The sequence below is a fragment of the Alloalcanivorax dieselolei B5 genome (assembly GCF_000300005.1).
Lineage (GTDB): Bacteria > Pseudomonadota > Gammaproteobacteria > Pseudomonadales > Alcanivoracaceae > Alloalcanivorax > Alloalcanivorax dieselolei.
The window spans coordinates 1,476,887-1,503,203 of record NC_018691.1 but is presented as its reverse complement, the minus strand read 5'-3'; the positions used below and the strand labels follow the sequence as shown (position 1 = coordinate 1,503,203).

23 protein-coding genes are annotated in these 26,317 nt (G+C 63.0%); 8 read left to right on the top strand and 15 right to left on the bottom strand.

What is annotated here, in order from left to right; genetic code table 11:
- Nucleotides 1-27 precede the first annotated feature (27 nt).
- The 5 genes from B5T_RS06925 to B5T_RS06900 form a co-directional block, all read right to left on the bottom strand.
- A protein-coding gene (locus B5T_RS06925) for an IS3 family transposase (RefSeq protein WP_085942833.1) occupies nt 28-1,202 on the bottom strand; the annotation gives its coding sequence in 2 pieces (ribosomal slippage) (nt 28-911 and nt 911-1,202; 1,176 coding nt in all).
- A gap of 219 nt (nt 1,203-1,421) precedes the next feature.
- Nucleotides 1,422-2,330, bottom strand: a complete 909-nt coding sequence (rssA, locus tag B5T_RS06915) for a patatin-like phospholipase RssA (protein WP_014993771.1) — start codon at nt 2,328-2,330, stop codon at nt 1,422-1,424.
- Nucleotides 2,327-2,545: a DUF1289 domain-containing protein gene (locus tag B5T_RS06910; protein WP_041716921.1), complete on the bottom strand. Its 219-nt coding sequence runs from the start codon at nt 2,543-2,545 to the stop codon at nt 2,327-2,329. Before B5T_RS06910 ends, rssA begins: the two co-directional genes overlap by 4 nt.
- Nucleotides 2,529-3,062, bottom strand: coding sequence for a gamma carbonic anhydrase family protein (locus B5T_RS06905; protein ID WP_014993769.1), 534 nt, complete (start codon nt 3,060-3,062; stop codon nt 2,529-2,531). Before B5T_RS06905 ends, B5T_RS06910 begins: the two co-directional genes overlap by 17 nt.
- 24 nt (nt 3,063-3,086) lie before the next feature.
- Nucleotides 3,087-3,671 carry a CoA pyrophosphatase gene (locus B5T_RS06900; protein WP_229682989.1) on the bottom strand — a complete coding sequence of 195 codons (585 nt, stop codon included), beginning with the start codon at nt 3,669-3,671 and terminating at the stop codon, nt 3,087-3,089.
- Nucleotides 3,672-3,858: 187 nt separating this feature from the next.
- Here B5T_RS06900 and B5T_RS06895 point away from each other — a divergent pair, with 187 nt between their 5' ends.
- Nucleotides 3,859-4,422: an NUDIX hydrolase gene (locus tag B5T_RS06895; RefSeq protein ID WP_014993767.1), complete on the top strand. Its 564-nt coding sequence runs from the start codon at nt 3,859-3,861 to the stop codon at nt 4,420-4,422.
- Nucleotides 4,423-4,434: 12 nt separating this feature from the next.
- On the opposite strand, the gene B5T_RS06890 is transcribed toward B5T_RS06895, so the two are convergent.
- From B5T_RS06890 to purL, 3 genes are all read right to left on the bottom strand, one after another.
- Complete coding sequence (locus B5T_RS06890) at nt 4,435-4,761, bottom strand: Nif3-like dinuclear metal center hexameric protein (protein ID WP_014993766.1); 327 nt, start codon at nt 4,759-4,761, stop codon at nt 4,435-4,437.
- 20 nt (nt 4,762-4,781) lie between these two features.
- Nucleotides 4,782-5,489, bottom strand: coding sequence for a PaaI family thioesterase (locus tag B5T_RS06885; RefSeq protein WP_014993765.1), 708 nt, complete (start codon nt 5,487-5,489; stop codon nt 4,782-4,784).
- 149 nt (nt 5,490-5,638) lie between these two features.
- A complete protein-coding gene (gene purL / locus B5T_RS06880) occupies nt 5,639-9,532 on the bottom strand; it encodes a phosphoribosylformylglycinamidine synthase (protein ID WP_014993764.1) in 3,894 nt (1,297 codons plus the stop codon).
- 488 nt (nt 9,533-10,020) lie between these two features.
- Between purL and mltF the strand changes: the two genes are divergently transcribed.
- The gene (gene mltF / locus B5T_RS06875; RefSeq protein ID WP_014993763.1) at nt 10,021-11,427 is read left to right on the top strand and encodes a membrane-bound lytic murein transglycosylase MltF; all 1,407 of its coding nucleotides are present in this window, start codon (nt 10,021-10,023) and stop codon (nt 11,425-11,427) included.
- A gap of 124 nt (nt 11,428-11,551) precedes the next feature.
- On the opposite strand, the gene tadA is transcribed toward mltF, so the two are convergent.
- Nucleotides 11,552-11,998: a tRNA adenosine(34) deaminase TadA gene (gene tadA, locus B5T_RS06870; RefSeq protein WP_014993762.1), complete on the bottom strand. Its 447-nt coding sequence runs from the start codon at nt 11,996-11,998 to the stop codon at nt 11,552-11,554.
- Between the two features lie 174 nt (nt 11,999-12,172).
- Between tadA and purT the strand changes: the two genes are divergently transcribed.
- Nucleotides 12,173-13,354, top strand: coding sequence for a formate-dependent phosphoribosylglycinamide formyltransferase (gene purT / locus B5T_RS06865; RefSeq protein WP_014993761.1), 1,182 nt, complete (start codon nt 12,173-12,175; stop codon nt 13,352-13,354).
- Nucleotides 13,351-13,761 (top strand): NINE protein, encoded by a 411-nt coding sequence (locus B5T_RS06860; protein ID WP_014993760.1) that lies wholly within the window; start codon nt 13,351-13,353, stop codon nt 13,759-13,761. Before purT ends, B5T_RS06860 begins: the two co-directional genes overlap by 4 nt.
- A 35-nt stretch (nt 13,762-13,796) precedes the next feature.
- On the opposite strand, the gene B5T_RS06855 is transcribed toward B5T_RS06860, so the two are convergent.
- The 3 genes from B5T_RS06855 to B5T_RS06845 all read right to left on the bottom strand — a co-directional run bounded on the left by B5T_RS06855 (nt 13,797) and on the right by B5T_RS06845 (nt 17,376).
- Nucleotides 13,797-14,672, bottom strand: a complete 876-nt coding sequence (locus B5T_RS06855) for a hypothetical protein (RefSeq protein WP_148279218.1) — start codon at nt 14,670-14,672, stop codon at nt 13,797-13,799.
- Nucleotides 14,673-14,705: 33 nt separating this feature from the next.
- Entirely contained in the window at nt 14,706-16,169 is a 1,464-nt protein-coding gene (locus tag B5T_RS06850; RefSeq protein WP_148279217.1) for a hypothetical protein, read from the bottom strand.
- Nucleotides 16,170-16,992: 823 nt separating this feature from the next.
- Nucleotides 16,993-17,376, bottom strand: a complete 384-nt coding sequence (locus B5T_RS06845; protein ID WP_014993757.1) for a DoxX family protein — start codon at nt 17,374-17,376, stop codon at nt 16,993-16,995.
- A gap of 185 nt (nt 17,377-17,561) precedes the next feature.
- Here B5T_RS06845 and B5T_RS06840 point away from each other — a divergent pair, with 185 nt between their 5' ends.
- The 4 genes from B5T_RS06840 to B5T_RS06825 are packed head-to-tail and all read left to right on the top strand — an operon-like array spanning nt 17,562 to nt 21,151.
- Nucleotides 17,562-18,170: a TetR/AcrR family transcriptional regulator gene (locus B5T_RS06840; RefSeq protein WP_014993756.1), complete on the top strand. Its 609-nt coding sequence runs from the start codon at nt 17,562-17,564 to the stop codon at nt 18,168-18,170.
- Nucleotides 18,171-18,173: 3 nt separating this feature from the next.
- Nucleotides 18,174-18,623: a PaaI family thioesterase gene (locus B5T_RS06835; RefSeq protein WP_014993755.1), complete on the top strand. Its 450-nt coding sequence runs from the start codon at nt 18,174-18,176 to the stop codon at nt 18,621-18,623.
- Between the two features lie 6 nt (nt 18,624-18,629).
- On the top strand, nt 18,630-20,012 hold the full coding sequence (locus B5T_RS06830; protein ID WP_014993754.1) for an MATE family efflux transporter: 1,383 nt from the start codon (nt 18,630-18,632) through the stop codon (nt 20,010-20,012).
- 2 nt (nt 20,013-20,014) lie between these two features.
- The gene (locus B5T_RS06825; protein WP_014993753.1) at nt 20,015-21,151 is read left to right on the top strand and encodes a thiolase family protein; all 1,137 of its coding nucleotides are present in this window, start codon (nt 20,015-20,017) and stop codon (nt 21,149-21,151) included.
- 219 nt (nt 21,152-21,370) lie between these two features.
- Here B5T_RS06825 and B5T_RS06820 read toward each other — a convergent pair whose 3' ends face one another.
- The 3 genes from B5T_RS06820 to B5T_RS06810 form a co-directional block, all read right to left on the bottom strand.
- Nucleotides 21,371-22,159, bottom strand: coding sequence for a crotonase/enoyl-CoA hydratase family protein (locus B5T_RS06820; RefSeq protein WP_014993752.1), 789 nt, complete (start codon nt 22,157-22,159; stop codon nt 21,371-21,373).
- A 171-nt stretch (nt 22,160-22,330) separates the two neighbouring features.
- A complete protein-coding gene (locus B5T_RS06815; protein WP_014993751.1) occupies nt 22,331-24,604 on the bottom strand; it encodes an ATP-dependent DNA helicase in 2,274 nt (757 codons plus the stop codon).
- The gene (locus B5T_RS06810; RefSeq protein WP_041716919.1) at nt 24,601-26,283 is read right to left on the bottom strand and encodes a VRR-NUC domain-containing protein; all 1,683 of its coding nucleotides are present in this window, start codon (nt 26,281-26,283) and stop codon (nt 24,601-24,603) included. The genes B5T_RS06815 and B5T_RS06810 overlap by 4 nt, the downstream gene beginning before the upstream one ends.
- Nucleotides 26,284-26,317 lie beyond the last annotated feature (34 nt).

Here is a 26,317-nt window from a genome sequence, read left to right as displayed (position 1 = left end):
GACTGGCCCCATTTAAGTAGACACCGATTATAAAGTAGCCGCATAGTCGTTGGGGGTGAGCCCTCCCAACGTCATGTGGCGCCGTACTTTGGGGTAGAAGTGGTCCGTATAGTACTGGATTTCATCGGCCATTTCGTCCCGGCCGATCAACCCTAGACGCTTCGTCCACTCCTTCTTCAACAAGGCGAAGAAGCTCTCCGCACAGGCGTTATCCCAGCAGTTGCCCGGGCGCGACATGCTGATCGTGACATCCCGGTCATTGAGCCAGCCCATCACCGCCTCGTTGCGGTATTGGACGCCCTGATCCGAGTGGAACAGCAGGTCTTTTCCTCGAGGCTGACGGCACGCCCAGGCCTGCTCCAGAGCACGCAGCACCAGGCCCGAGTCGTTGACCCGCCCCAGCGCTCGACCCACCACCTGACGGGTGCACAGGTCCAAGATCACCGCCACATACAGCCAACCCTCCTGACACGGCAGTTGGGTAATATCCGACACCCACACCTGGTTGGGGTGAGCTACATTGAACTGACGGTTCAGCAGGTTCGGTAGCACTGGCAACCCGCTGCTGGGGCGCCGATGCCCCGGTTTCGTCGCCACGCTAGAACGGTATCCGCAGGCCCGTAGCAGCCGTTGAACCTGATTCTTGCCGCAGGCAAAGCCTGCCGCCTGCGCATCCAACCACAGCTTGCGGTAACCCGGCACCCCATCCTGTTGTTTCGCCTGCTCCAGCAGGAACGTCTGCAAGGTCCGCCACCGTTGGCGCCGGGCGCTGGGCCGGCAGGGGGCGTGGCACCACCGGTAATACCCCGCCCGAGATACGTCGAGTACTTCGCACAACACCGTCACTGGCCAGCGGTCACGGTGCCCGTCAATGAAGGCAAACCTCATTTCTGGAGCTTGGCGAAGTACTCGTCCGCCTTTTTTAGGATGTCCCTCTCCATCTCCGCCCGTTTCAGCTGTTTCTTCAGGCGGGCATTTTCCCGCTCCAGCTCCTCAAGGCTCTTGGTCGGGCCCGCATTACGGACCGGTTTCTTGGAGGATGACTTACCCACAATCCACTCCTGCCGCCAGCGGCTCAGTAAGGTCGGATGAACCCCTAGTTTGGCAGCGATCTGTCTTTGTGTCTGTGGGCTGGACAGCGAGGCCTCAACGGCCTCGCGTTTGAACGCGTCACTAAACCGACGCTTGCTGCGAAATTGCATACACCTTCCTCGTTAATGAAGGTGTCTACTTTTTTGGGGCCGGTTCAGAAAAAAGGCGGAGCAATCTAGAATTTGAGAGGCCGCGCACAAAACTTGAGGACGGCCTCTTTGCCTCTAAAGAAAACCGTGGCGATTGAAACCGACAGTTGCTGATACGCAAACACCCATTGCGGATCCGCATTTCTTTGTTTTTCGCTGTCAACTGTCCACTATCAACTGTCAACTGCCTCCCATCCACGCTCTGATATCGCCGGCATGGCGCTCGACCAGGCGGTGGCCTTCGTCGATGGCTTCCTTGGCGCGGTGGAAGTCCATCAGGGCGAAATCCTCCAGCAGCGGAATCAGGGTGATTTCCGGTGGGTCGCCGGCCATGCGGGAACGGGTGATGCGGTCCTGCATGATGTTGACGCTGGAGGCGATAACGTCGAAGAAGCCAGGAGCCTGGCCGTCACCACTGGTGAAGTAGTTCGCCATCTTCTGCCACAGGCTGTGCTCTTCCTCGGTGGCGCCGTTCTCCTCCGGCGGTTTCTGCCGGGACAGGTGGGCGCCCACCAACTGAGCATTGAGGTTGACGGCGATGACCACATCGGCACCGAAGGCGCGGGCGGCGGACACCGGCACCGGATTGACCAGGCCACCGTCCAGCATCCAGCGCCCCTGGTGTTTGAGCGGCGTGAACAGCCCCGGCAACGCACAGGACGCCCTTGCCGCCTGCAGAATCGGCCCTTTGCTGATCCAGATCTCACGGCCGCTCTTCATGTCCGTGGCGACGGTGACGAAACGCTGCTCCAGATCCTCGATGTTGGGGTTGCTGTGCCGCTCCTCGAAGAAACCGAACAGTTTTTCACCCTTGACCACACCGCCGGACAGGGTGAAGTCCATCAGGCCGAACACGTCCTTGGTGGTCAGCGTCTTCACCCAGTCCGCCAGGTCATCAAGCGCACCGTTGACGTAGGCGCTACCCACCAGGGCACCAATGGAGGTGCCGGCCACCACGTCCGGACGAATCCCCATCTCCTCCAGGGCCTGAATCACACCGATGTGCGCCCAGCCCCGCGCCGAACCGCTACCCAGCGCCAGGCCCAGGCGCGGCGCCGACGGCGTGTTGTGCTCCTGTTCCGTACTCATCCCGGCACCACTTCGTCCATCAGGCAGGGCGCCAGCTCGCCGGCCATGCGCCGCTGACACCGGCGCAGCACTTCCACTTGGCGGTCCGCATCGAGGCGCCCCCAATGGCTGATTTCCTGGCCGGTGCGAAAGCAGCCGACACAGACATCGTCACCGTCCAGCGCGCAGATCGACACGCACGGTGAGACCGGCTTGGGACTATTTGAAACGTTCATCTTCTTGCAGATGCTCCGAGAAATGACGGGCATGGGCCACATAGTGCTGGCTGCCCATGGTGATCATCGCCTTGTGGCCATCGGTGATTTCCTTCACCACCTTGGCCGGCGCGCCCATCACCAGGGAGTTGTCCGGGATCTGCATGCCTTCCGGCACCAGAGCGTGGGCGCCGATAATGCAATTGCTGCCTACCTTCGCGCCGTTCAGTACCACCGCGTTCATACCGATCAGCGTGTTATCGCCGATGGTGCAGCCGTGCAGCATGACTTTGTGGCCCACCGTGACGTTCTTGCCGATTTTCATCGGCACGCCCGGGTCCACGTGCAACACCGAGTTTTCCTGCACATTGCTGTTATCGCCGATCTCGATGACATCGTTGTCGGCGCGGATCACCACGCCGAACCAGACACTGGCGTTTTCACCCAGCACTACCGACCCGATCAGGGTGGCGTTGGGCGCAATCCACTGGCCCTCGCCCCGGAATTCCAGCTGGCGGTCGTTAATCGTGTAGATCATTTTCTTGTCCTTGCCTGAACCGTTTCAATCGTCGCTAACATCGAAACGGATATCGGTATCGTAAACGTGATTGATCAGATCCAGGATCATGAACGCGGTCAATCCCCAGATCCGCTTATCCTCGAAATAGTAGTTCGGCATGCGCAGACGGCGACCGTACACCTCCACCGGCGCGGTCAGATCCGGTTCCTGTTCCAGAAAGAAACGCAGCGGTACGTTGAAAATCGAGTCGATTTCGCCGGGCTCGGGCGTCAATTCCGCGTCCGCATGCACCACGCCGACAAAAGGCGTTACCTTCATGCCGAAACGGGACGGGATCGGCGACAGATTGCCCAGCACTTCCACCGCTTCCCGGGCCAGCCCCACCTCTTCCTGACTTTCGCGCAGCGCGGTCATCATCAAATTACGGTCGGAGGGATCCCGCTTGCCGCCGGGGAAGGCCACCTCGCCGGCGTGCGTCGGCATGGAACGGGAACGAACGGTGAGGATCAATTCCGGTTCCGGCTTATCGACAAAGGGCATTAAAACCGCCGCCTCGGGCAGATCCAGCGGCAACTCGATCAAACGGTAATCCGGCAGCCGCCTACGCAGGCGTTCCAGGTCTGTCATCCGCGCTTCTCCCGCGGCCATCCGCTGATTGGACCTTCGCAGCACTGCTTCACTCTGTTACTCCCCTTTCTTTACTACTCAGTTTGACCATCGCCCGCTCCACGGGCAAGGGCGCAGCGCCGCTTTCGGATTGCCAGGGTTCCGGCGAGCCAGTAGGCTGGCGTACTTCACCACGGCGAGAACGATCATGAAGTATTGCAGCCATTGCGGGCAGGAAGTGTTGTATTCGGTTCCCGAAGGAGACAACCGGCCCCGCTATTGGTGCAACCACTGTGGCACCATCCACTACCAGAACCCGAAGATCGTGGTCGGCGCCATCCCGGTCTGGGAAGGCCGCATTTTGCTCTGCAAACGCTCCATTGAACCCCGCAAGGGCTACTGGACCCTGCCCGCCGGCTTCATGGAAAACGGGGAAACCCTGCAGGAAGGCGCCGCCCGGGAAACCTGGGAAGAAGGCTGTGCCACGGTGGAGGTTGGGGACATTTATACGATTTTCAACCTGCCCCATATCAACCAGGTCTATGTCTTTTTCCTGGGCAATATGGCCAACGGTGACTATGGCGTCGGCGAGGAAAGCTCCGATGCCGGAATGTTCACGGAAGACGAGATTCCCTGGGATCAGCTGGCCTTTCCCACCATCGGCCGTACCCTCAAGTTTTATTTTCAGGACCTGAAAACCGGCGACTTCCCGGTACGCACTCAGGACATCCCGCCGCTCAAGCGCAAACCGGCGCTGGACGAGAATATCTAGGCTGGCAGTCGGTCAAACCGGCAGCGGCGCCAGCTGCCACAGGTCGATGGCCGGCTCCTCGTAGGGGTGGGCGTCATGCAAGGCACGAACCGCCGGTTCCAGACAATCCGCCTGGCAAATCATCTCCACCCGGTACTCTTCCACGGTCTCCACCTGTCCCTGACTGCCCAGATAGGGATTGCTGCCGTCCAGGGGCCTGAACTGGCCCTGGCCCAGCACCTGGAAGCTGCAACGATCGTAGTCACCAATGCGGCCGGCACCGGCGTCGAACACCGCCGCCTTGACGGTTTCCACGTGGCTCACCGGAACATAGAAACAAAGCTTGTAGAGAGTCGTCATCGGTCCTCCTGATGATCGATTCAGGCCACATCGCTGTCCTTGGCCAGATGCGCATACTCCGGTTTGAGGCGGTAATCCCCCTGGGAGGAAATCCAGATGCCGTCGGCGGCCACGGTTTGCACGCCATCGGCGAAAACCCGTGCCTCACTGAACAGCTTGCGCCCTTCCAGACGCACCAGACGTGCCTCGAAACTGACCTCGGTATGCAGCGGGGTCGGCGCCATGTAGCGCACCTTGAGAGTGCCGGTCATACCAACGTTACTGACAAAATCCTGGGTCTTGGCCAGCAACATATCCAGGGCCAGTGACAGTACGCCGCCATGTACCTTGCCCGGCGGGCCCATGAAGGCGCGGCCAAAACTGGCGCGGGCGCGCACGGTGTCGCCGTCGAGCCAGAAGGTCATCGGCGGCGACATGGCATTGGCGGGCCCGGAAAGAATCTCGAAGTCCGCCATGTCCAGAGCGTCCTGACGGCTGCCCTGGCCGACGATCAGCCGGCCGAGAATATCGCGCATACTGCGGTGAGAATGGCCCTCCAGGCTTTGCCGCAAGGCGCGCGCCTGCTCGGTGGCGGCGGCCAGCGCCGCTTCATCCGCATCCAGACGCACCAACTGCTCATTGATCGCCGCCAATTCCCGGGCCAACTCCCGGCGCCGCGCCGACACCGGCGTCGGCTCCGGCAGCTCGCCGATCGGCATATCGAAATAATGGTACTTTTCTTCCGTCATATTCGTGTCTGATCAGCCTGTTACTTAATCTACCTCTTGCACGCAACACGCTAGCACGCCCACACGCAAATTCGCTGGCAAGCCAGCTTCCCACACCCCTTTCTTCCGCCTTTCGCTGTCAACTGTCCACTATCAACTGTCAACTGCCTCTAACCGATCCACTTGCGCGCATTGGCGAACATACGGAACCAGGGGGCATTGTCGAAGCGGCGCCAATCATCCGGGATCCAGCTGTTCTGCAGCACGCGGAACACCCGCTCCGGGTGCGGCATCATAATAGTCACGCGGCCGTCCCGGGTGGTGAAACCGGTGGCGCCCTGGCTGGAACCATTGGGATTGGCCGGGTATTGCTCGGTGGCATTGCCCATGCCGTCCACGTAGCGCAGGGCCACCAGGCGCTGCTCCACGTTGCGGGCCAGATCGGCGTCGCTGATCTCCACCCGCCCTTCGCCATGAGCCACGGCGATGGGCAGACGGGTGCCGGCCATGTCGCGCAGCAAAATGGACGGCGAATCGCCGATTTCCACCAGCGAGGTGCGGGCCTCGAACTGCTCGCTCAGATTGCGCACGAAGCGCGGCCAATGTTCCGCGCCGGGCACCAGGTCCTTGAGGTGGGCCAGCATCTGACAGCCGTTGCACACGCCCAGGGCGAAAGTGTCCTCGCGGAAGAAGAAACGGTTGAAGGCGTCACGCAGGCCGTTGTGATACAGCACCGTCTTGGCCCAGCCGCCGCCGGCACCGAGCACGTCGCCGTAGGAGAAGCCGCCGCAGGCCACCAGGCCTTTCATGTCGTCCAGACTGACGTCACCGGCCAGCAGGTCGCTCATGTGCACGTCCACGGCGGCGAAGCCGGCGCGGTCAAAAGCAGCCGCCATCTCGGTCTGGCCGTTGACGCCCTGCTCGCGCAGGATCGCCACCTTGGGCCGGGCGCCGCCGATGAACGGCGCCGCCACGTTTTCGCTCATGTCGAAAGTGAGCCGCACGTTCAGGCCCGGATCGTTGCTGTCCGGTATAGCGTCGAACTCCTGGCGGGCGCAGTCCGGGTTGTCGCGCAACGCCTGGATACGATAGCTGGTTTCCGACCAGAGCCGTTGCAGACCGCGACGGGGCCGCTCCATCAGGATGGCGCCGCCCAGGCGCACGCGCACCACATCATCCACATTGAGCCGCGCCACGGCGTGCACGCAGCCGGCCAGACCGGCCTCGGCGTAGCGCTGACGCACCGTCTCCGCTTCGCCTTCCGGCACCTGCAGCACCGCGCCCAGTTCCTCGGCGAACAGGGCCGCCACCGCTTCCGGTCCATCACCGGCTATATCGTCCAGCACGATGTCGATGCCGACCCGGCCGGCGAACGCCATTTCCACCAGGGTGGTGAACAGGCCGCCGTCGGAGCGATCGTGGTAGGCCATCAACTTGCCTTCCGCCAACAGCGCCTGGGTCACCTGGAAGAACGCCTTCAGATCGGCGGCGTCATCCAGATCCGGCGGCACCTCGCCGACTTTTCCAAACACCTGCGCCAGTGCCGAACCGGCCAGCCGGTTACGGCCACGGCCCAGATCCACCAGCAGCAGTTCACTGGCCTCGGTGGTACGCAACTGCGGGGTCACGGTCAGGTTGATATCACTGACCTGGGCGAAGGCGGTGACGATCAGCGACAGCGGCGAGGTGACACTCTTGTCGATGCCACGCTCATTCCACACGGTCCGCATGGAGAGAGAGTCCTTACCCACCGGGATGGCGATACCCAGCTCCGGACACAGCTCCATGCCCACCGCCTTGACCGTATCAAACAGCGCCTGATCCTCGCCCGGGTGACCGGCGGCGGCCATCCAGTTGGCGGACAGGCGGATTTGCCCGAAGCCGCCGATGTGGGCGCCGGCCAGATTGGTAATGGTTTCCGCCACCGCCATGCGGCCGGAGGCGGCGGCGTCCACCAGCGCCACCGGGGTGCGCTCCCCCATGGCCATGGCTTCACCGGTAGTGATCCCGGCTTCGTTGGGATTGAAACCGGTGGCGGTTACCGCGCAGTCGGCCACCGGCACCTGCCAGGGCCCCACCATCTGATCCCGATGAACCAGACCGGTCACCGAACGGTCGCCGATGGTGATCAGGAAGCTCTTGGAGGCCACCGTGGGCAGCCGCAGCACCCGCTCCACCGCATCGCGCAATTCGATGCCATCGGTGGTGAAGGTCTGGCGCTGGAAATCCTCCCGGTCGAAGGCACGTTGCATCTTCGGCGGCTTGCCGAACAGCAGGTCCATGGGCAGATCCACCGGCGCATCGCCGAAGTGCTCATCGGACACTGTCAGGTGTTCTTCCTCGGTGGCTTCACCAAGCACCGCGAAGGGCGCCCGCTCGCGCCGACACAGTGCCTCGAAGCGCGCCAGGTCTTGCGGCATCACCGCCAGCACATAGCGTTCCTGGGCTTCGTTGCACCAGATTTCCACCGGGCTCATTCCCGGCTCATCACTGGGCACCCGGCGCAGTTCCAGGTTGGCGCCACGATCGGCATCGTGGACCAGTTCCGGCAAGGCGTTGGAGAGGCCGCCGGCACCGACGTCGTGGACGGAGACAATGGGGTTGTCGTCACCGAGGGCCCAGCAGCGATCGATCACTTCCTGCACCCGCCGCTCGATTTCCGGGTTACCGCGCTGCACCGAGGCGAAATCCAGGGCCTCGTCGGACTCACCGCTGGCCATGGAACTGGCGGCGCCGCCGCCGAGGCCGATCAGCAGGGCCGGTCCGCCCAGCACGATGATTTTCGCACCGGCCGGGATCCCCTCTTTCTGTACATGGCCGTCACGGATGTTGCCGAGGCCGCCGGCGATCATGATCGGCTTGTGGTAGCCGCGCCGCTCGTCCCCGTTGATGCCCGGGGCTTCGATTTCCAGGGTGCGGAAATAGCCGCACAGATTCGGGCGGCCGAACTCATTGTTGAAGGCGGCACCGCCCAGCGGCCCCTCGATCATGATGTCCAGGGCCGAGGCGATGCGCCCGGGGCGGCCGTAGTGGTCCTCCCACGGTTGCACGAAATCCGGAATGCTCAGATTGGAGACCGAGAACCCGGTAAGGCCGGCCTTGGGCTTGGCGCCGCGGCCAGTGGCGCCTTCGTCACGGATCTCGCCGCCGGCGCCGGTGGACGCCCCCGGATGCGGCGCGATGGCGGTGGGGTGGTTATGGGTCTCCACCTTCATCAGCATATGTACCGGCTCATTGACGTAGCGGTACTCGGTGTCGTCCGGACGGGGGAAGAAGCGGTCCGCCACCGGCCCTGCCGCCACCGCGGCGTTGTCCTTGTAGGCGCTCAGCACGCCTTCACTGGCGTGTTTGTAGGTGTTGCGGATCATGCCGAACAGGCTCAGTTCCTGAGCCTCGCCGTCAATGGTCCAGTCGGCATTGAAGATTTTGTGCCGGCAATGCTCGGAGTTGGCCTGGGCGAACATCATCAGTTCCGCGTCACTGGGGTTGCGCCCCAGAGCGGTGAAGCGTTCCACCAGGTAATCGATCTCATCGTCCGCCAGTGCCAGACCCAGCTCGCCGTTGGCGTGGGCCAGCGCGTCGCGGCCGCCGCCGATCACATCCACCGTGGTCAGCGGCTTGGGCTGATGATGGCTGAACAGGGCCTCGGCCTGCTCGGGCTGGTCCAGCACCGCCTCCACCATGCGGTCGTGCAGCGGCGCCACCAGCTCCGCTCGGGCGATATCCGGGTCCGCCTGCAGCCGATATTCAATACCCCGCTCCACTCGCAACACCTTGTCGAGGCCGGCGTTATGGCAGATATCGGTGGCTTTGGAAGACCAGGGGGAGATCGTGCCGGGGCGCGGCACCACCAGGAACCGGCGGCCTTCCACCGGTTCCTCGCTGATCGTCGGGCCATAGCTCAGCAAACCGTCGAGTACCGCCTGTTCCCGGGCGGACAACGACGCGGACGTCTCCACGAAGTGAATGAAACGGGCGGACAGAGCCTCCACTCGCGGCAAAGCGCGCAGCAATTTTTCCTTACGAAATGCGGAGAGAGCCGGGCTACCGGGTAGGATCAGCATGGGCTGGCTTTTCCTTTGGATCGACGGGGGATTGGAAGAAGCCGCAATGATACCGGATTCCAGGGGGGCGGCGCGAGGGCGCGAACCCGGTTTCCCGCCTTTATCACGACAGCACCGCGACACGGCGGAAACCGTCATCAACCGGTCCAATAGCGGCAATTGTTGGACAAAAAAGTAGCGGCCCGGGGGTTGTGAATGGTAAATTCGCCTCCAATTGTAAAAGCATCGCTTATTTTTTATACCCGCCATTCATAGCGGGCCGTCGTGGGAGCGACGTCAACCATCGCTCCCGGCAACATTTTTGGTCATTCCAAGCCGTCTCAATCCCGGATCCGACCCAGCGTCGGGTCACCGCCCAGGCGCGGTCCGGCGACGGCTTCGAATGTCCTGCTTCCGGCAACAAGGACCGTTCCGGAACCGAGGAAGCCCCGAAAACCAAGCAATGGGCGCTTCCAACCTATCTGGCAACCCCAGGAGGCAGCAAGGACATGACGATACGGTTACGCCGTAAACTGCTGGCATGGGCACCCCTGGTGCTGCTCGCCGCACTGATCCTGGGACTGTTTCTGCGCCCATCCGGCACCGCCCTGGAACGGATCCAGGCCCGTGGCGAGCTGGTGGTGGTCACGCGCCCGTCCCTGACCACCGTTTACGGCGATGAAAACGGTTCCACCGGCATGGAATACGAGCTGGCCCGCGGCTTTGCCGAGCGGCTGGGCGTTGAATTGCGCCTGCTGGAAGCCGATGATCTCGAAGCCGTGCAGAAGCTGCTGCTGGCCGGCAAGGCCGATTTCGCCGCCGCCGGACTGGTGATCACCGAGCAGCGCCGCCAGCAGTTGCGGCTGACCACGCCCTATCAGAAAGTCGATACCCTGGTGATGTACCGGCTCGGCGAACCGCGCCCCAATGCCCTTGCTGATCTGGACGGCAAGAGCGTCGCCGTGGTGTCCGGTTCCAGCAACGCCGATCTGCTGGAGCAGGCCCGCGCCGCTCAGCCTGAGTTGAAGCTGGACGTCCACACCGGCACCAACGTGGAGCAAACGCTGGCCCGGGTGGAGGAAGGCGAGACCGATTACGCCCTGATCAACTCCAACGATTACGCCATCCACCGGGCCCTGTTCCCGGATCTGGCCGCCGGCTTCACCGTCAGCGCGGATCAAGGGCTGGCCTGGGCCTTCGCCCCGGGCAGCGACGGCAGCCTGTATCAGGCCGCCCAGCGCTATTTGACCCAGCAAAACGCCATTGGCGCCACCGAGCAGCTGGCCAAGCGCTTCTACGGCCATGTGGAACGGTTTGACCTGTATTCCGCGCGCAGCTTTATCCGTCATCTGGACGACCGCCTGCCCGATTACACCAATGCCTTCCGCGACGCCGCCGAAGACGCCGGCTTCGACTGGCGCCTGCTGGCGGCGGTGGCGTATCAGGAATCCCTGTGGGACGCTGGCGCCATCTCCCCCACCGGCGTGCAGGGTCTGATGATGCTGACCAATCAGACGGCGCGGGAAATGGGCGTCACCGACCGTACCGACCCGTCCCAGAGCATCCACGCCGGCGCCGCTTACCTGCGCAAATTGCACGACCGCATGCCCGAGCGCATCGCCGAACCGGACCGCACCTGGCTGGCCCTGGCCGCCTACAATGTGGGCTTTGGCCACCTCGAGGACGCCCGGGTCCTGACCCAGAAACAGGGCGGTGACCCGGATCGCTGGCAGGACGTGAAACAGCGACTGCCGATGCTGGCGAAACCCGCCTATGCCGGTCAGTTACGCTACGGCCCCGCCCGTGGCGGCCAGGCGGTGGCCTACGTGCGCCACGTGCGCGGCTACTACGACCTGCTGGTATGGGCGGACAATTCCGAACGCCACCGCCCTACCCTGGTGGCAGCGGCGAAGTAATCGCTCGCTAGAAGTCAATCGCAACTGGTCGGCGGGCCGCTGTAAGCGCGTTTCTTCGGAGGCTGAGAGCCCGATTCGCTTGCAGGGCAAGCTCCTACAATGGCTGAGGAGTTCCCTGCCTCTCTCATCGTTTGCGCCGGAAAAAATCCCGCATCAGCTGCGAGGCCTGGTCCGCCAGCACCCCGCTGGTGACTTCCAGGCGGTGGTTATAGAACTCTCTCTCCGGCAGTCCCAACTGGCTTTCACAGACCCCGGCACGGGGCTCGCGGGCACCGTACACCAGCCGCGCCACCCGAGCGTGGATCATGGCGCCAAAACACATGGTGCACGGTTCGATGGTGACGTAGAGGGTGCTGTCCGGCAGCCGATAGTTGCCGGCGCGGGCGGCGGCAGCGCGCAGCGCGCCGATTTCCGCATGAGCGGAGGGGTCATGGCTGAGAATCGGCTTATTGTAGCCCTCGCCAATGATCTCGCCATCGCGCACCAGCACCGCGCCCACCGGCACCTCGCCCTGCTCCGCCGCGCGTTCCGCCAGGGCCAGCGCCCGCGCCATCCAGTATTGATCGTCCACTTGTCCGCCCGGGGTTGATTGGGAAGCTTTTGGCGCCAATGGTAGGCGCGACGGCGTCGGGGTGAAACTCTTCCCTCGCGATGGCGGCACTTTTCGCTACAATCTTGTTCATCCAGGCGGGTTTGGACCCCGCTGAACCCATTGTTTCGACGATTTGTTCCATGAGGAGACGGCATGACCACCATCGGTACCCCCTATTCCGACAACGCTACCCGCGTGATGCTGCTGGGCAGCGGTGAACTGGGCAAGGAGGTGGCCATCGAGCTGATCCGCCTGGGTTGCGAGGTGATCGCCGTGGACCGCTATCCGCGGGCGCCGGCCATGCAGGTGGCGCAGCGCTGGCACGTAATCGACATGCTGGACGCGGACGCGGTGCGGGCAGTGGTGGAAGAAGAGCGCCCGGCGTTGATCGTGCCGGAAATCGAGGCCATCGCCACCGCCGAACTGGAAGCTCTGGAGCAAGAAGGCTTCACCGTGATCCCCACGGCCCGGGCAGCGCGGCTGACCATGAACCGCGAGGGCATTCGCCGCCTCGCCGCCGAAGAGCTGAGCCTGCCCACCTCGCCCTATCGCTTCGCCGGTGATGAGGCCGAATACCGGGCGGCGGTGGCGGAGATCGGCCTGCCCTGCGTGATCAAGCCGGTCATGTCCTCCTCCGGGAAGGGGCAGAGTCTGGTGAAAACCGAGGACCAGATCGATGCCGCCTGGGAGTACGCCCAATCCGGCGGCCGCGCCGGCCAGGGCCGGGTCATCGTCGAAGGGTTCGTCGAGTTCGACTACGAAATCACCCTGCTCACCGTACGGCATCGCAATGGCACCGATTTCTGTGCGCCCATCGGCCACCGCCAGGAAGACGGCGACTACCGTGAATCCTGGCAGCCGCAGCCGATGAATGACGCGGCGCTGGAGGAAGCCCGCCGCCAGGCTGGCGCCATTACCGCCGCCCTGGGCGGCTGGGGCCTGTTCGGTGTGGAGTTCTTCGTGCGCGGGGACCAGGTCTGGTTCAGTGAAGTGTCACCACGCCCTCACGATACCGGTCTGGTAACCTTGATGTCACAAAACCTGTCCGAGTTCGCGCTGCACGCCCGCGCCATTCTCGGGCTGCCGATACCGAACATCGAGCAGCGGGGTCCGTCCGCATCCTCGGTACTGCTGGTAAAAGGTGATTCGGAAACCATGCGCTACGGCAATCTGGATCAGGCCCTGGCGGAGCCGGACACCGATCTGCGCCTGTTCGGCAAGCCGGAAGTGCATGGCAGCCGCCGCCTCGGCGTCGCTCTGGCCAAAGCGGATAGCATCGAAAGCGCGAGAGTCAAAGCCAACACCGTGATTACCAATATCGAGGTAGATCTATGAACACGCGGATTGACGATACCCACAGCAAGATCATTGGCTACGCCCTCTGGATCTTTGGCTTCATGGGGTCACACCGGTTCTACTATGGCCGGCAAATTACCGGCGTGATCTGGTTCTTCACCCTGGGACTGTTCTTCATCGGCTGGATCGTCGATCTGTTCCTGATCCCGTCCATGGACCGCGATGCCGACCATCGCTATGTCTCCGGCCCGGTGGATTACAACATCACCTGGCTGCTGCTGACCTTTCTCGGCATCTTCGGCCTGCACCGTTTTTATATGGGCAAATGGGTGACCGGGCTGATTTACCTGCTGACCCTGGGTTTGTTCGGGCTGGGGATTCTCTACGACTTCCTCACTCTCAACGAGCAAATCGCCACCGCCAACAGCCGCAAGCGCTGGACCTGAGCGGATATGGTCTTCCTCCTTTCTCCCTGAAACCACTACCTCCCGTAGGCGAAATCGTAGAGGTCCACCATTTCTTCGGTGGAAAGCGCGCCGTCATCCAGCATGGTATTGGCGAACGCATTCTTTGCCATCGACATGCCTACCGGGTTTTCATCCAGTTCCCGTATCGGATAGTGCTGATGAACGGCTTCCGAGGTCTCGACAACCACCTTCAGGGTCTCCACCAGTTCCTGCTCGACCTCGGGCAGATGCCCGGCTACCGTACTTTCCAGCTCTTCCGGGTGTTCTTCCAGGTATTCCAATTCCGCCGCGCCACCGACCGCCGCATAAGCAAGACGGGTAGCGTGAATCGATGCCATGACACCGATATCGGCCTGCTCCCGGGTGGGCAATTCCGAGACCGTCTTGCCTTCCAGGCGCAGCCGCAAGGCCTGGCGTCCATTCAGAAAACGCACCTGATAGTCATCACTGTCCTCCACCGCCGCCTGCTCAATAAGGATGTCCTTCAAAGCGGTGGAGGCAAAAACCTCAATCATATCGCCGTTCTCATCGGCCACCTGAATGGGCACCGCGCCCACCTTGACGGCGAAGTCGGATGGCGCCATGCCCGACTGCATGGCAAGGACATCCGAATAAAGCCTCTTGATCTGCTCGCTGCCGGGGTGGGCCTCAAGCAGTGCCACGATGTCCGTCGTCGCCGCCGCGTAGCGGTGGGCCTGGATATTGTCTTCGATGGTTGCCAACAGCGCCTTCTCTTCCGCCGTCAATTCCACATCGGAAATATCCAGTCCGGGCTCCGGCTCAGGTTGCACAACATCCCCACCTCCGGCGTTGCTGCGACTATCACTGCCACACCCCCACAGAAGAGGGAGCAACAAGGTGATCGATAATGCCAATTTGATGTAGTTCATTTTGTCCACCCGATTCCGTTCATCGATACCCCGTCAGGGGCAATCACTCAATGATTCACCGCAGTAATAGCCGCTCAGCGCGGTGACGGTCGCGTCACCTTCCTGGTCGCCGGTCTCGAAGGTCACTTGGAGTTGATAGTAAGCGCCGTTATCCCGCTTCAGTTGAATGGTATGGCCGACACCGGTCTCGAGTACCGCGCCATTCTCGGGGTTCACCAGTGCAAAGGGCTCGCCACTGCTGTCGTACAGATTGGCCGAGTTTTCCCCGGACCAATAGCCATACAGGAACAGCGCGGTGTCCGGTCCCACGGCGGGCTGTGCGGCGGTGGCCGTCAAACGATTGTCCCCATCGATGTCGATGACGATAACGCTCTGGTCGCCATCGTCGTCGACCACCGGCAAGGTGCTGTTCAAAGTCAGAGGAACGGCACTGGATTCTTCCGCGGTGATCGAGGTGACATGGCTGGACGTTTCCCCCTCGGCATTGGTGATGGTCAGTTCGACCTCGTAGCCCCCCGCCATGTCCGCCACCAGGATGGCCTGCGTACCGTCCGCTGAAATCACCAGTTCCGCGTTGCTCCCCTCCGGCACGGCGCTCAGCGTGTACTTGAAGGAAGAGCCACTGGGATAGGATGAGCGGTCCAGATCGAAGGACACCTCGTCACCGACCCAGTGCTCCGTCTCATCGGTCACCGGACCGGCCACGGGCGTGGAAACAAAGGAAAACGACTGGCTGCGGGTTATCGGGTCCGGCCGGGACGGCAACATCAACCGGGCTTCGACGGTATAAGTCCCTTCCACTACGTCCGGAGTCAGGATCGCTCTCTTGCCGATAACGTCGTCGAGCACCATCTCCGCGCTGCTTCCTTCGGGGCGTTTCGTGACCGCCCACCAGACTTCCGCCCCCGGTGGAATCGTCGAGCCACTGGCGTCAAACAGCACCGGCTCATCCATATCGATGTCTTCCGGCAGAGGGCTGAATACCACATTCACCACCGGCTCGAGCACCGTGACCGCCTCGCTCAGGGCGCTGGCGGAACCTGCCTCCCCATCGGCGCCCGCGCGGGTTCGTTTAACGGTATAGCGACCGACTTCCTCGGCGACAAAGTGTCGTTCATCGGGCGACGCTGTGGTCAGCAGGTCGGTGGATTTGTCCACCGTTTCTCCGTCTTCCGGTGTCAGCAGCAATTCCCAGGTTGCGCCGTTGCCACCGGTTTCTCCATCGTCATCCAAACCACTCCGATAAGTGACAACGATGTTGTCTCCGGGCAGTGCGTATTCCTGATTGAGTTCCAGGCTCGGATCAACGTAATGGGCGGCCAGCGCCACCGATGCGGATTCCTGCGTACCATCGGAGCCGGTGGCGGACACCGTCAAAGTCGCGGCACTGGGGCTGCTGGCCTCCCTTGCTACCCCCGCGTACCGCAGGTATTGCTCACCGTCTTCCTCAATGATGACCCAATCCGGTTCATTGGCGGACCATGAGCCCTCCGCCACCCCGGAACCCGGGCCCCCAACCAAATATTCGGGCAATGGTACCGGCCCGCTTTCTTTATCCAAAACCAGGGCGGGCTCGAGAAGAGCCACGTTCAAACTTTTCCCTCTCTGCCTGCTTACCGGTAGCGTGGCAGCACATTCGTGATAATGGCCGTTTACATCCCGAGTTTGCAAAAGATAACTGTACGCCCCGTCAGAGGCATCAACGGGAGCATACGAATAGGTGTAGTAGTCCACCACTCTGAATTGCTCCTGAAAAGATATCCCCGACTCTTTTATCTTATCTTTCCCTTTATACTCCAGAGCATCGGGCCCCATCGGCAGCGCCTTGACAATGGGATAACCTTCCCACACCCACACCTTGAGCTGACAGTTGCCGTCATCAGCCAAGCAACCGGATAAGCTGCAAGCGATTTCGGGTTGCTCATTGCAACTGCAATTCACCAGTACCAACGGGCACAACATGAGCAACCCGACCTGACTTGCCGATTTTATTCTCAATGGAAAACGTCGGAAGGATAATCGCACGGCACTGGCCTCCAGCCGGTGGGTTGTTCGAATCATCAACAGCCCTGAAGTTGATTTTTTTCCAACAAGGTCTGTGTGCTTTTCGTGCGAGGATATACCACCCCTCCATCCCATACCCTTCCCTATTTAGGGGGGGACAGGCAGAAATATGCAGGCATGTATTGCGAGCCGGCGGCACTCCGCCGCCCGGCTCGCTTCTTAAAGAGGGGACTACCAGAAGGGACTACGATGCCGCCGCGGGCTTGCCGGCCAGCGAACAGCGGTTGCGTGTAAGCGTATTGTCAGGCGCAGCCCATCAATTCCTCATCGCGTACTTGCCGGCACCCAGGAAGAACAGCGCCGCCGCGGTAAACAGATAGAACCCCTGCAGCTCAATCGCCCAGCCACCGGTGTCGTTGATCGCGAACAGCTCGTTCATGTGCACCAGCACCAACGCCACCAGCATGTTGCCGACGATCAACGCCGCCCCTACCCGGGTGTAATAACCGACGATGATCATAAGCGGCGCGATCACCTCGCCGATAAACACCCCATAGGCAAAAAAGCCGGGCATTCCCATGCTTTGCAGCGAGCCGGCGATCCAGCCCACGCCATGCAGCATTTTCGAGATCCCGTGCAAGAGCAACATGCCGCCCAGGCTCAAGCGCAGGATCAGTTTCCCCAGATCCGGATGGTTCATGGCGTTCTCCTCGTTCTCTGTTGGTCGATGATTTACCGATATTGAACGGGTTTCCCGCGACGAAGGAAAGGCACTCTTGACACAAACCGGGACCACCGACCGCCAGGTTTCCGATAAAAAAACATTTACATGATACCCATCATGCATTTATAAATTATAGCCATCATCAAAAAAGGAGGGCGGCCATGCGCGTCAGCCGAGAGCAAGCCGCCGCCAATCGGCGCCGAATCGTCACCGAGGCTTCCCGACTGTTTCGGGAAAAAGGGTACGACGGCGTGGCCGTGGCGGACCTGATGAAAAGCGCCGGCCTCACCCACGGCGGCTTCTACGGGCACTTCGAGTCCAAGGAAGCGCTGATGGCGGAAACCTGCGCGTCCTCCGGCGATATCCGTACAAAATGGGAGCGCCTCACGGCCAAACGCCAGCAACCGCCTTTTCAGGTGCTGGTGGAGCAATACCTGAGCCGGCGTCACCGCGATCAGCCCGGCCACGGTTGCCTGTTCGCCGCGCTCTCTGTGGATACCGCCCGGCAGGCCCCGGAAGTACGCCACGCCTACACCGGCACCTTCCGCAAGTTCGCCGACATGATCGCCGACTGGCTCCCCGGCCGCCGCGCCAACCGCCGGCGCCGGGCCCTGGCCACGGCGTCCAGTCTGGTCGGCGCCCTGGTGCTGTCCCGCGCCGTGGACGACCCGGAACTGTCCGCTGAAATTCTCGACGCGGTGCGCCAGCAACTGCTCGGCACCACCGCTTCCACAACCCCGGCTTCCTCCGGGAAGCCCGCCAAGGAGTAAACCGTGAGTCAGTCCAATACCGCCATGAAAGCCATGACCGGCCTGGAAACACTGCAAATGATGATGGAGAAGGACCTCCGTGCCGGCATCGGCCAAACCATGGACTTCACTCTGGTGGAAGTGGAGAGAGGGCGGGTCGTGTTCGAAGGCTCGCCCAGTGAAAAAGTCTACAACCCGATCGGCACCGTCCACGGCGGTTACGCCGCCACCTTGCTGGATTCCGCCTGCGGCTGTGCCGTGCATTCCAACCTGGAGGCGGATCAGGCTTATACCACCGCGGAACTGAAAGTGGCCTATCACAAGGCCATGACCAGGGACACCGGTCCGGTACGCGCGGAAGGCAAGATCATCACCATGGGCCGCCGCCTGGCCTTCGCCGAGGCCCGCCTCACCGACAGCGAGGGTCGCCTTTATGCCAGCGCCACCTCGACGTTGCTGGTGATGCAACGGTAAACGCCGATGAATCGCGCCGCTGTCGCCACCGTCCCCCTGTCCCCTCCCCCTTCGAATGCCGGAGAGCGGGCACGCAGAATCCTGCACGCGCCGGTACTGCCTACGTTGCTGAAACTGGCGCTGCCCAATCTGGTGGTGATGCTGGCCCAGGCCCTGGCCAACTTTCTGGAGAGCTACTACGTCGGCCTGATCGGCGTGGACGCTCTGGCCGGGGCGGCACTGGTGTTCCCGCTGGTAATGCTCATGATGATGATGTCCGGCGGTGGCATCGGCGGCGGCATTTCCTCGGCGGTGGCGCGCGCCCTCGGCGCCGGCGATACCGACAAGGCCAACGCCCTGGCACTGCACGCGGTGGTCATCACCGGCGTGCTCGGCCTGCTCTGCTCACTGGTGGTGATCGGCTCCGGCCCTGCTCTCTACGCACTGCTCGGCGGCCGCGACCAGGCCCTGGACGCCGCCCTCGCCTATTCCAATGCGCTGTTCGCCGGGGTCACCTTTCTATGGCTGATGAACGGCCTGTCGGCGGTAATGCGCGGCGCCGGCAATATGCTGATGCCGGCGCTGGTGCTCACCGGTGGCGTGCTGCTACTGCTGGTGCTGTCGCCGCTGCTGATCTTCGGTATCGGTCCGCTGCCGGGCATGGGCATTACCGGCGCCGGGCTGGCGCTGGCGGCCTACTATCTGATCGCCACGGTAATTCTGGCGGCGGCCCTGATGCGCGGCCATGGCGGCGTCCGGCTGGACCCGCGGGCGCCGCTGCGCAAAGCCCTGTTCGCGGAGATCCTCGGCGTCGGCCTGTGGTCCGCCCTGAACACCGTGTTCTCCAATTTGTCCGTGGTGGTGGCCACGTTCTTCGTCGCCCGCACCGGGATGACGGCGCTGGCCGGATTCGGCCTGGGCATTCGTATCGAGTACCTGCAGATCCCGCTCAGCTTCGGTTTCGGCACCGCCCTGGTGGCCATGGTCGGCATGAACATGGGCGCTGGCCAGATCCAGCGTGCCCGCCGGATCGCCTGGATCGGCGCCGCCCTCACCGCCGCCACCACCGGCACCGTGGGACTGCTCGCCGCCGCCTTCCCCAACGCCTGGCTCGGCCTGTTCACCGACGATGCCGAGGCGATCGCCACCGGCGCCATTTATCTGCGCACGGTGGCGCCGGTGTATGGCTTCTTCGGCGTCGGCATGGCGCTGTACTTCGCTTCCCAGGGCGTCGGCCGCATGCAGTGGCCGATTGCCGCCAGTCTGACCCGCCTTGCCGTTCTTGGCGTCGGCGGTGCCCTGATGACAACGCTGTTCCCCGGCGACCTCGTCGCCCTGTGCGCGGTCATGGCTGCCTCCCTGGTGGCACTGGCCGCGGTCAACAGTATTCCCTGGCTGATCAGGAGATAATCATGAAAGCCGTTATCGCGGGCTACGCCCGTTCCCCGTTCCACTTCGCCCGCAAAGGGGCGCTCGCCGAAGTGCGCCCGGATGATCTCGCCGCCCAGGTGGTGAAGGGCTTGCTCGCCCGTACCGATCTGGATCCGTCGCTGCTGGAGGACGTGATTCTCGGCTGCGCTTACCCGGAGGCCGCCCAGGGCAACAACCTGGCGCGCATCGTCGGACTGTTGTCAGGGCTGCCCCAAGAGGTCGGCGGCATGACCATCAACCGTTTTTGCGGCTCGTCCATGTCCGCCATCCATATCGCCGCCGCCCAGATCGAAGCGGGTATCGGTGACGCTTACCTGTGCGTGGGCGTGGAAAGCATGACCATGGTGCCCCAGGGCGGTTTCAACTTCTCCCCCAACCCCTGGCTGCGGGAACACACCGACGCTTACCTGTCCATGGGACGCACCGCCGAGAACGTGGCGCAACGCTATGAAATCGGCCGGCCGCAACAGGAGGAACTGGCCCTGGTCTCCCACCGCAAGGCCACCACCGCGCGGGAAGGTGGCCTGCTGCGCGATGAGATCATCGCCATCGATACGGGAACGGGCGCAAACCGGATCGAGGACGACGGCTGCATCCGTCCCGGCACCTCTCTGGAAGCCCTGGCGAAACTGCCGCCGGCGTTTGACGAGAACGGCGTGGTCACCGCCGGCACCTCCTCACCGCTCACCGATGGCGCCAGCGCCGTGCTGGTTACCAGTGACGACTTCGCCCAGCGCCACAATCTGCCGGCCAGCGCCCGGATCCGTGCCGTGGCCACCGCCGGCTGCGACCCGGCGGTGATGGGGCTCGGCCCGATTCCCGCCACCCGCAAGGCGCTGCAACGGGCCGGTCTCGATGTGGAGCAACTGGACGTGGTGGAAATCAACGAAGCGTTCTCGTCCCAGGCCCTGGCCTGCATCCGCGATCTGGGACTGAACCCGGACACCGTGAACCTGGACGGCGGCGCGCTCGCTCTTGGCCACCCCCTGGGCGCCACCGGCGCGCGCATTACCGGCAAAGCCGCTACCCTGCTGCGGCGGGAAAAGGCCCACTACGCCCTTGCCACCCAATGCATCGGCGGCGGCCAGGGCATCGCCACCATCCTGGAGGCCCTGTAACAGCCTATTCACGGGCCCCACCGTTTTTCTGTTACTCCGACGACCCGGCGTCCCTGGCGTTCCCACTACGCGCCAGGGGCGACGCCACGGTGATGGCTCCGCCATCGTCCTCTCCACGGCCGTGGCACCGGGTTCGCCGGGGGCTTTTTATGGCCGGATTTTGCGGTCAGGACCTTCGCCCCAACTGGCATGTATCGGGTAAAACACCGCCGTCGGCCGCTAGCCGTGATCGTCGAAGCGGCCGTGGCGCCCGGCGCCCTTGGCGAAACGCGCCGCCCCGGCAAGCGCCTCGGCGAATACCACCGGGTAACCGCCAGCGCCTTCACGGCGCAGGGCTTCCGTCAGATCGTGATCCCACTGCTGATAGGTGGAAAGGCGATCCGCGCGCAGGCACCGTTGCGGGAATGCGGCGATCTCCCGGGCCAGAGCCTGAGCCTCGGCCAGGGCGTCGCCGTCCGCCACCACCCGGTTGGCCAACCCCATGCGCAATGCCTCGTCGGCCTGCACCGGACGGCCGGTGAGAATCATGTCCAGGGCCTGCCCCTGACCAATGATGCGAGCCAGCCGCACGGTGCCACCGTCCACCAGGGGCACCCCCCAGCGGCGGCAGAACACGCCGAACACCGCCGACGCCTCCGCCACCCTCAGATCGCAAAACAGGGCCAGTTCGAGCCCCCCGGCCACGGCGTAGCCGGATACCGCCGCGATCACCGGCTTGCTCAACAGCATGCGGGACGGCCCCATGGGGCCGGGACCAGTGCCTTCCGCCTCCATCTCGTTGCGGCGCTCTTCATCGCCCAAGGCGGAAAGGTCCGCGCCGGCGCAGAAGTTCCCGCCTTCGCCGGCCAGTACCGCCACTTTGACGGTGTCATCCCGTTCGAACGCTTCAAAAGCCAGCCGCAGGGCGGTGGCGGTGGGGCGGTCCACGGCGTTGCGCTTATCAGGGCGGTTAATCGTGATGGTACGAATCGCACCGTCGGTGCGGACAAGGACGGGTGAGGCGGACATAGCGTGGCTCCCGGTTTCGAGCGTCGTCGACGCGCTTTTTGTTACAGTTATTGCCCACGATTGATCATCAGGGAGACATTTCAGCACAGCCGGAACACCGGCGATAGTCACGCCCTGCTCTGTCCACGGCGCTTCCCTCCAGCTCAGTTCCGGCAGCTCAGTTGCGGCAGCTCAGTTGCAGCACCACCATTGCGGCAGCAGGGCACGCACCCGGGGCGAGGAAAAACGATCGTCGATCAGATGCACCACGCCCTGATCATCACCGGTTCGGATCACCCGGCCCGCCGCCTGGACCACTTTGCGCAATCCCGGATACAGGTAGGTGTAGTCGTAACCGTCACCGAACAGCGCCGCCAAACGCGTCTTGAATTGTTCATTCACCGGGTTCATCTGCGGCAGCCCCAGCGTCGCCACGAAGGCGCCAATCAGGCGCCGGCCGGGCAGATCGATGCCTTCGGCGAAGGCGCCGCCGAGCACCGCGAACCCGATCCCTTCCCCACCTTCTTCGAAACGATCCAGAAACGCCTGGCGGGCCTCTTCATCCATGCGCCTTTCCTGGGACCAGACCGGCACGTCCGGATGCGTCTGACGGAACACCGAGAGCACGCCGTCCAGGTACTCATAGCTACTGAAGAACGCCAGGTAATTGCCACGGCGCTGCTGGAACTGATCACCAATCAACGCGGCGATCGGCGCCAGAGAGGCCTGACGGTCGCGGTAACGGGTGGAGATGCGATGGCCGATGCGCACCTGCAATTGCTCCGCCCGGAACGGCGACGGCACATCCACCCAGGCGGTGGTGTCCGGCAGCCCAAGCAGGTCGGCATAGTAACGGGACGGGCTGAGCGTGGCGGAAAACAACACCGACGCCGACGCGGTTTCAAAACGCGGCGCCAGCAAGGCCGCCGGCACCACGTTACGCAAACACAAACACGAACCGGGCCGGCCACGGGACGGTGCACGCCAGTGGCTGTCAAACAGAAAGGCATCGCTATCAAACCGTTCCGCCACCCGATTGAAATGCAGCGCATCGAAATAGAAACGGATCAGATCGCTGTCCAGGGCTTCCGGTTGTTCGGCCAGGTAATCGGTGATCGCCGCCACGCCCTGCTGCAAGGCGAACAGGAATCCCTGGGGCGGGTCATCATGGACACGATAGTCGGTGTCGGGCTGGGCCTCCTCGATCTCCTTGTTGAGCGCGTTCCAGTGCCGGTGGATGCGTTCGAACGCGCCTTTCAGGGATTTCGGCACCTGTTTTTTCACGCGGCGAAAGGCGATCTGATCCAGTTCGGCGGAGTACATGCCCCGGGCGCGGTCCACCAGGTTGTGGGCTTCGTCCGCCAGCACCGCCACGCGCCACTGGTTTTCCGTGGTGAGCCCGTGCAACAGCGCGGAAAGATCGAAGTAGTAGTTGTAGTCCCCCACCACCAGATCACTCCAACGCGCCATTTCCTGGCTCAGATAATAGGGGCAGATATCGTGCCGCAGAGCCACTTCACGGAGCTGTCGCCGATCCAGTATCGGCCACTCGACCGCCGCTTCCCTGGCGGCGGGCAGACGATCATAAAAGCCCGCCGCCAGCGGACAGGATTCCCCATGACAAGCCTTGTCCGGATGCTCGCAACTTTTTTCCCGGGCGATCATTTCCACGGTACGCAACGGGATCGTGCCGTCGCCGGTGAGCGTGCGCACCGCGTCCAGCGCCAGCTTGCGTCCCGGCGTTTTGGCGCTGAGGAAAAACACCTTGTCCAGCGCCTGCCGCGGCGTCGCCTTTAACAGCGGAAACAAAGTCCCCAGGGTTTTGCCGATACCCGTTGGAGCCTGAGCCAACAACGGGCGGCCGGTGCAAGCGCTTTGATACACCGACTCCGCCAGTTCACGCTGGCCGGAACGGAACCGGGCATGCGGAAACGCCAACGCGGTCAAGGCCTGATCCCGCGCCTGACGATGGATCAGCTCACGGTCCGCCCATTGCAGGAAACGTTCACAGTGTTCATCAAAAAACGCGTTGAGGGACGCCGCCTCACAGGTTTCCCGCAGCGGTGTTTCCTTCTGCTTGACCACATCGAAATAAACCAGCGCCAGTTCCACCTGGTCCAGGCCGCGCTCACGGCACAGCAAAGCGCCGTATAGCTTCAACTGTGCCCAATGCAACGCCCGATGGTTGGCGGGCTGCCGTTCCAGATCACCACGAAAGGTTTTGATTTCTTCCAAGCGGTTACGGCGGGGATCGTAACCGTCGGCCCGGCCACGCACATGCAAGTGGCGGTAGTCACCGGCCAAGGGCACTTCCCGCTGATAATGCTCACCGCGACGGCCGGTGACGGTGGTGTGTCCGGCAATGCCCTCCTGCGCGGTGGGCGAAGGGGTGAAACGCAAATCCAGGTCGCCGCTTTTGGCGGTGAATTCCGCCAGGGCGCGCACCGCCACGGTATAGCGGCTCACTCCGTCTCCCGCCAACGCACATGACACACCGCCACCGGAATATCGTGCTGCTGAAAATAGTCGAGCCAGCGCCGCTGATTATCCTGCAGGCGATCGCCGGGCCCCTTCACTTCCACCATTCGATAACGGCGCTGTCGCGGCCATAACTGAATCAGATCCGGCAATCCCGAGCGGTTGGCGCGCGGATCGGCCAGCAGTCGCTCAAAGCAGAGGCGCAGATGCTCGGCGGGAATGCAGTCCAAGGCCTGAGTCAGCAGTTCCGAATCGAGCGCGTCCCAAAACAGGAACGGCGACGAGTACCCGTATTTTTCCTCAAAACGTTGCAGGATCACGGTGCGATAGCTGCCATCGTTCAGGCACGCCAGAGCCCGCGCGAACAGATCCCGGCGGCGGCTGACAAAATCGTCCCGATAGAGGTCCGCCGGCCCGCTTTGAAACGGATGGAAAAAGGCGCCAGGCAGGGGCGCGAACAGCGCTTCCCAGCACAGCAGCCCGAACAGACTGTTGATCAGGGTGTTTTCCACGTAGTAGACCGGCTCCGACGCGGTCCGCATATGGTTCCTCACCGCCAGTTCCACCCACGGATAATAAGGCAGCGTCAGTTCGAACTCATGATGCGTCGGCATCGCCCCGGCACTCCGCACCGGATGTCCGAGTTTACGTTGCAGACGGGGCAGCACCCGCTGCACCTGCTGCCACTCCGCTTCGTTGCGGGGCTCCGCCTCCGCGGTCCGGGCCAATTGGTAAGCCTCGGCGTAGCGGCCGGTTTTTTCCAGGACCCGCAGCTCACGAGCACGGGCCTCGGCGTAATGGCATCGCTGATACAGATCCAGGGCAGCCTGTTCCTCGCCACGCCGTTCCCTCTCCCGCGCCACCTTGAACAACAACTTGTGGCCACGCTCGCGCAACCACGGATTGTCCGGCAACGCTTCCAGGCGCGGCAGGAGCGCCTGTTCCAGTGTTTCCAGGTCCCCTTCGCCATCACCATCGAACTGTTCCCGGCAGGCGGCCAGGTCGAGATAGGCATCCACTTCCTCACGACTCTGAAAGGGACGCGAGGCACGGGGCAAGGGCACGGTTTCGTACAGGAAGGTGCCCTGTTCGGCGAGTACGAACTCGGACCAGTCCTGGTGCAGATTGCCGAAGAACATCAGACGCAGGCGATCGCATAAAGGCCGGATGCGCAACTGATAGACCGTCACACCGTCCCAGCCCCACGCCTTCGCGGCCCGGGCCTGCTCATCGTCTTCCCGCAGCGCCTCCAGCCAAACCGTCTTGCGCGCCGACAGCGCCAGGCCTCGCTCCGCCAGACGCTGGCGCAGAGCCGACTTCAACTCATCACGGGTACACAGGGCAAACAGCGTCTCCAAGGTCAGCAGCGGGTCGCCATCAACCCAGCCCGCGCTGATCAGCGGCGCCATGGCGTCAGCCGTATCGCCAACTTCGCGGTAGCCCAGCCGGTCCCGGCGGAAATACTCGCCCTTGCGCATCACCATCCGAGCCAGCAAGGCACGGCTGGGCTCCGGCAAAGCACGAAAGGCATCCAGGAATGCCATTTCCTCCGGCGCCAACAGATCGCCGTGGCGCTCCCCCACCCAATCCAGCACGGTCTGGAAGTTGCGCAGGTAGTAGAGCGGCTCGGCGAGATCGGCAGTAAGTGGGCGATATGTACTGGTCATCTGGTTAGCATACCAATGGACAGTGGTGGACACC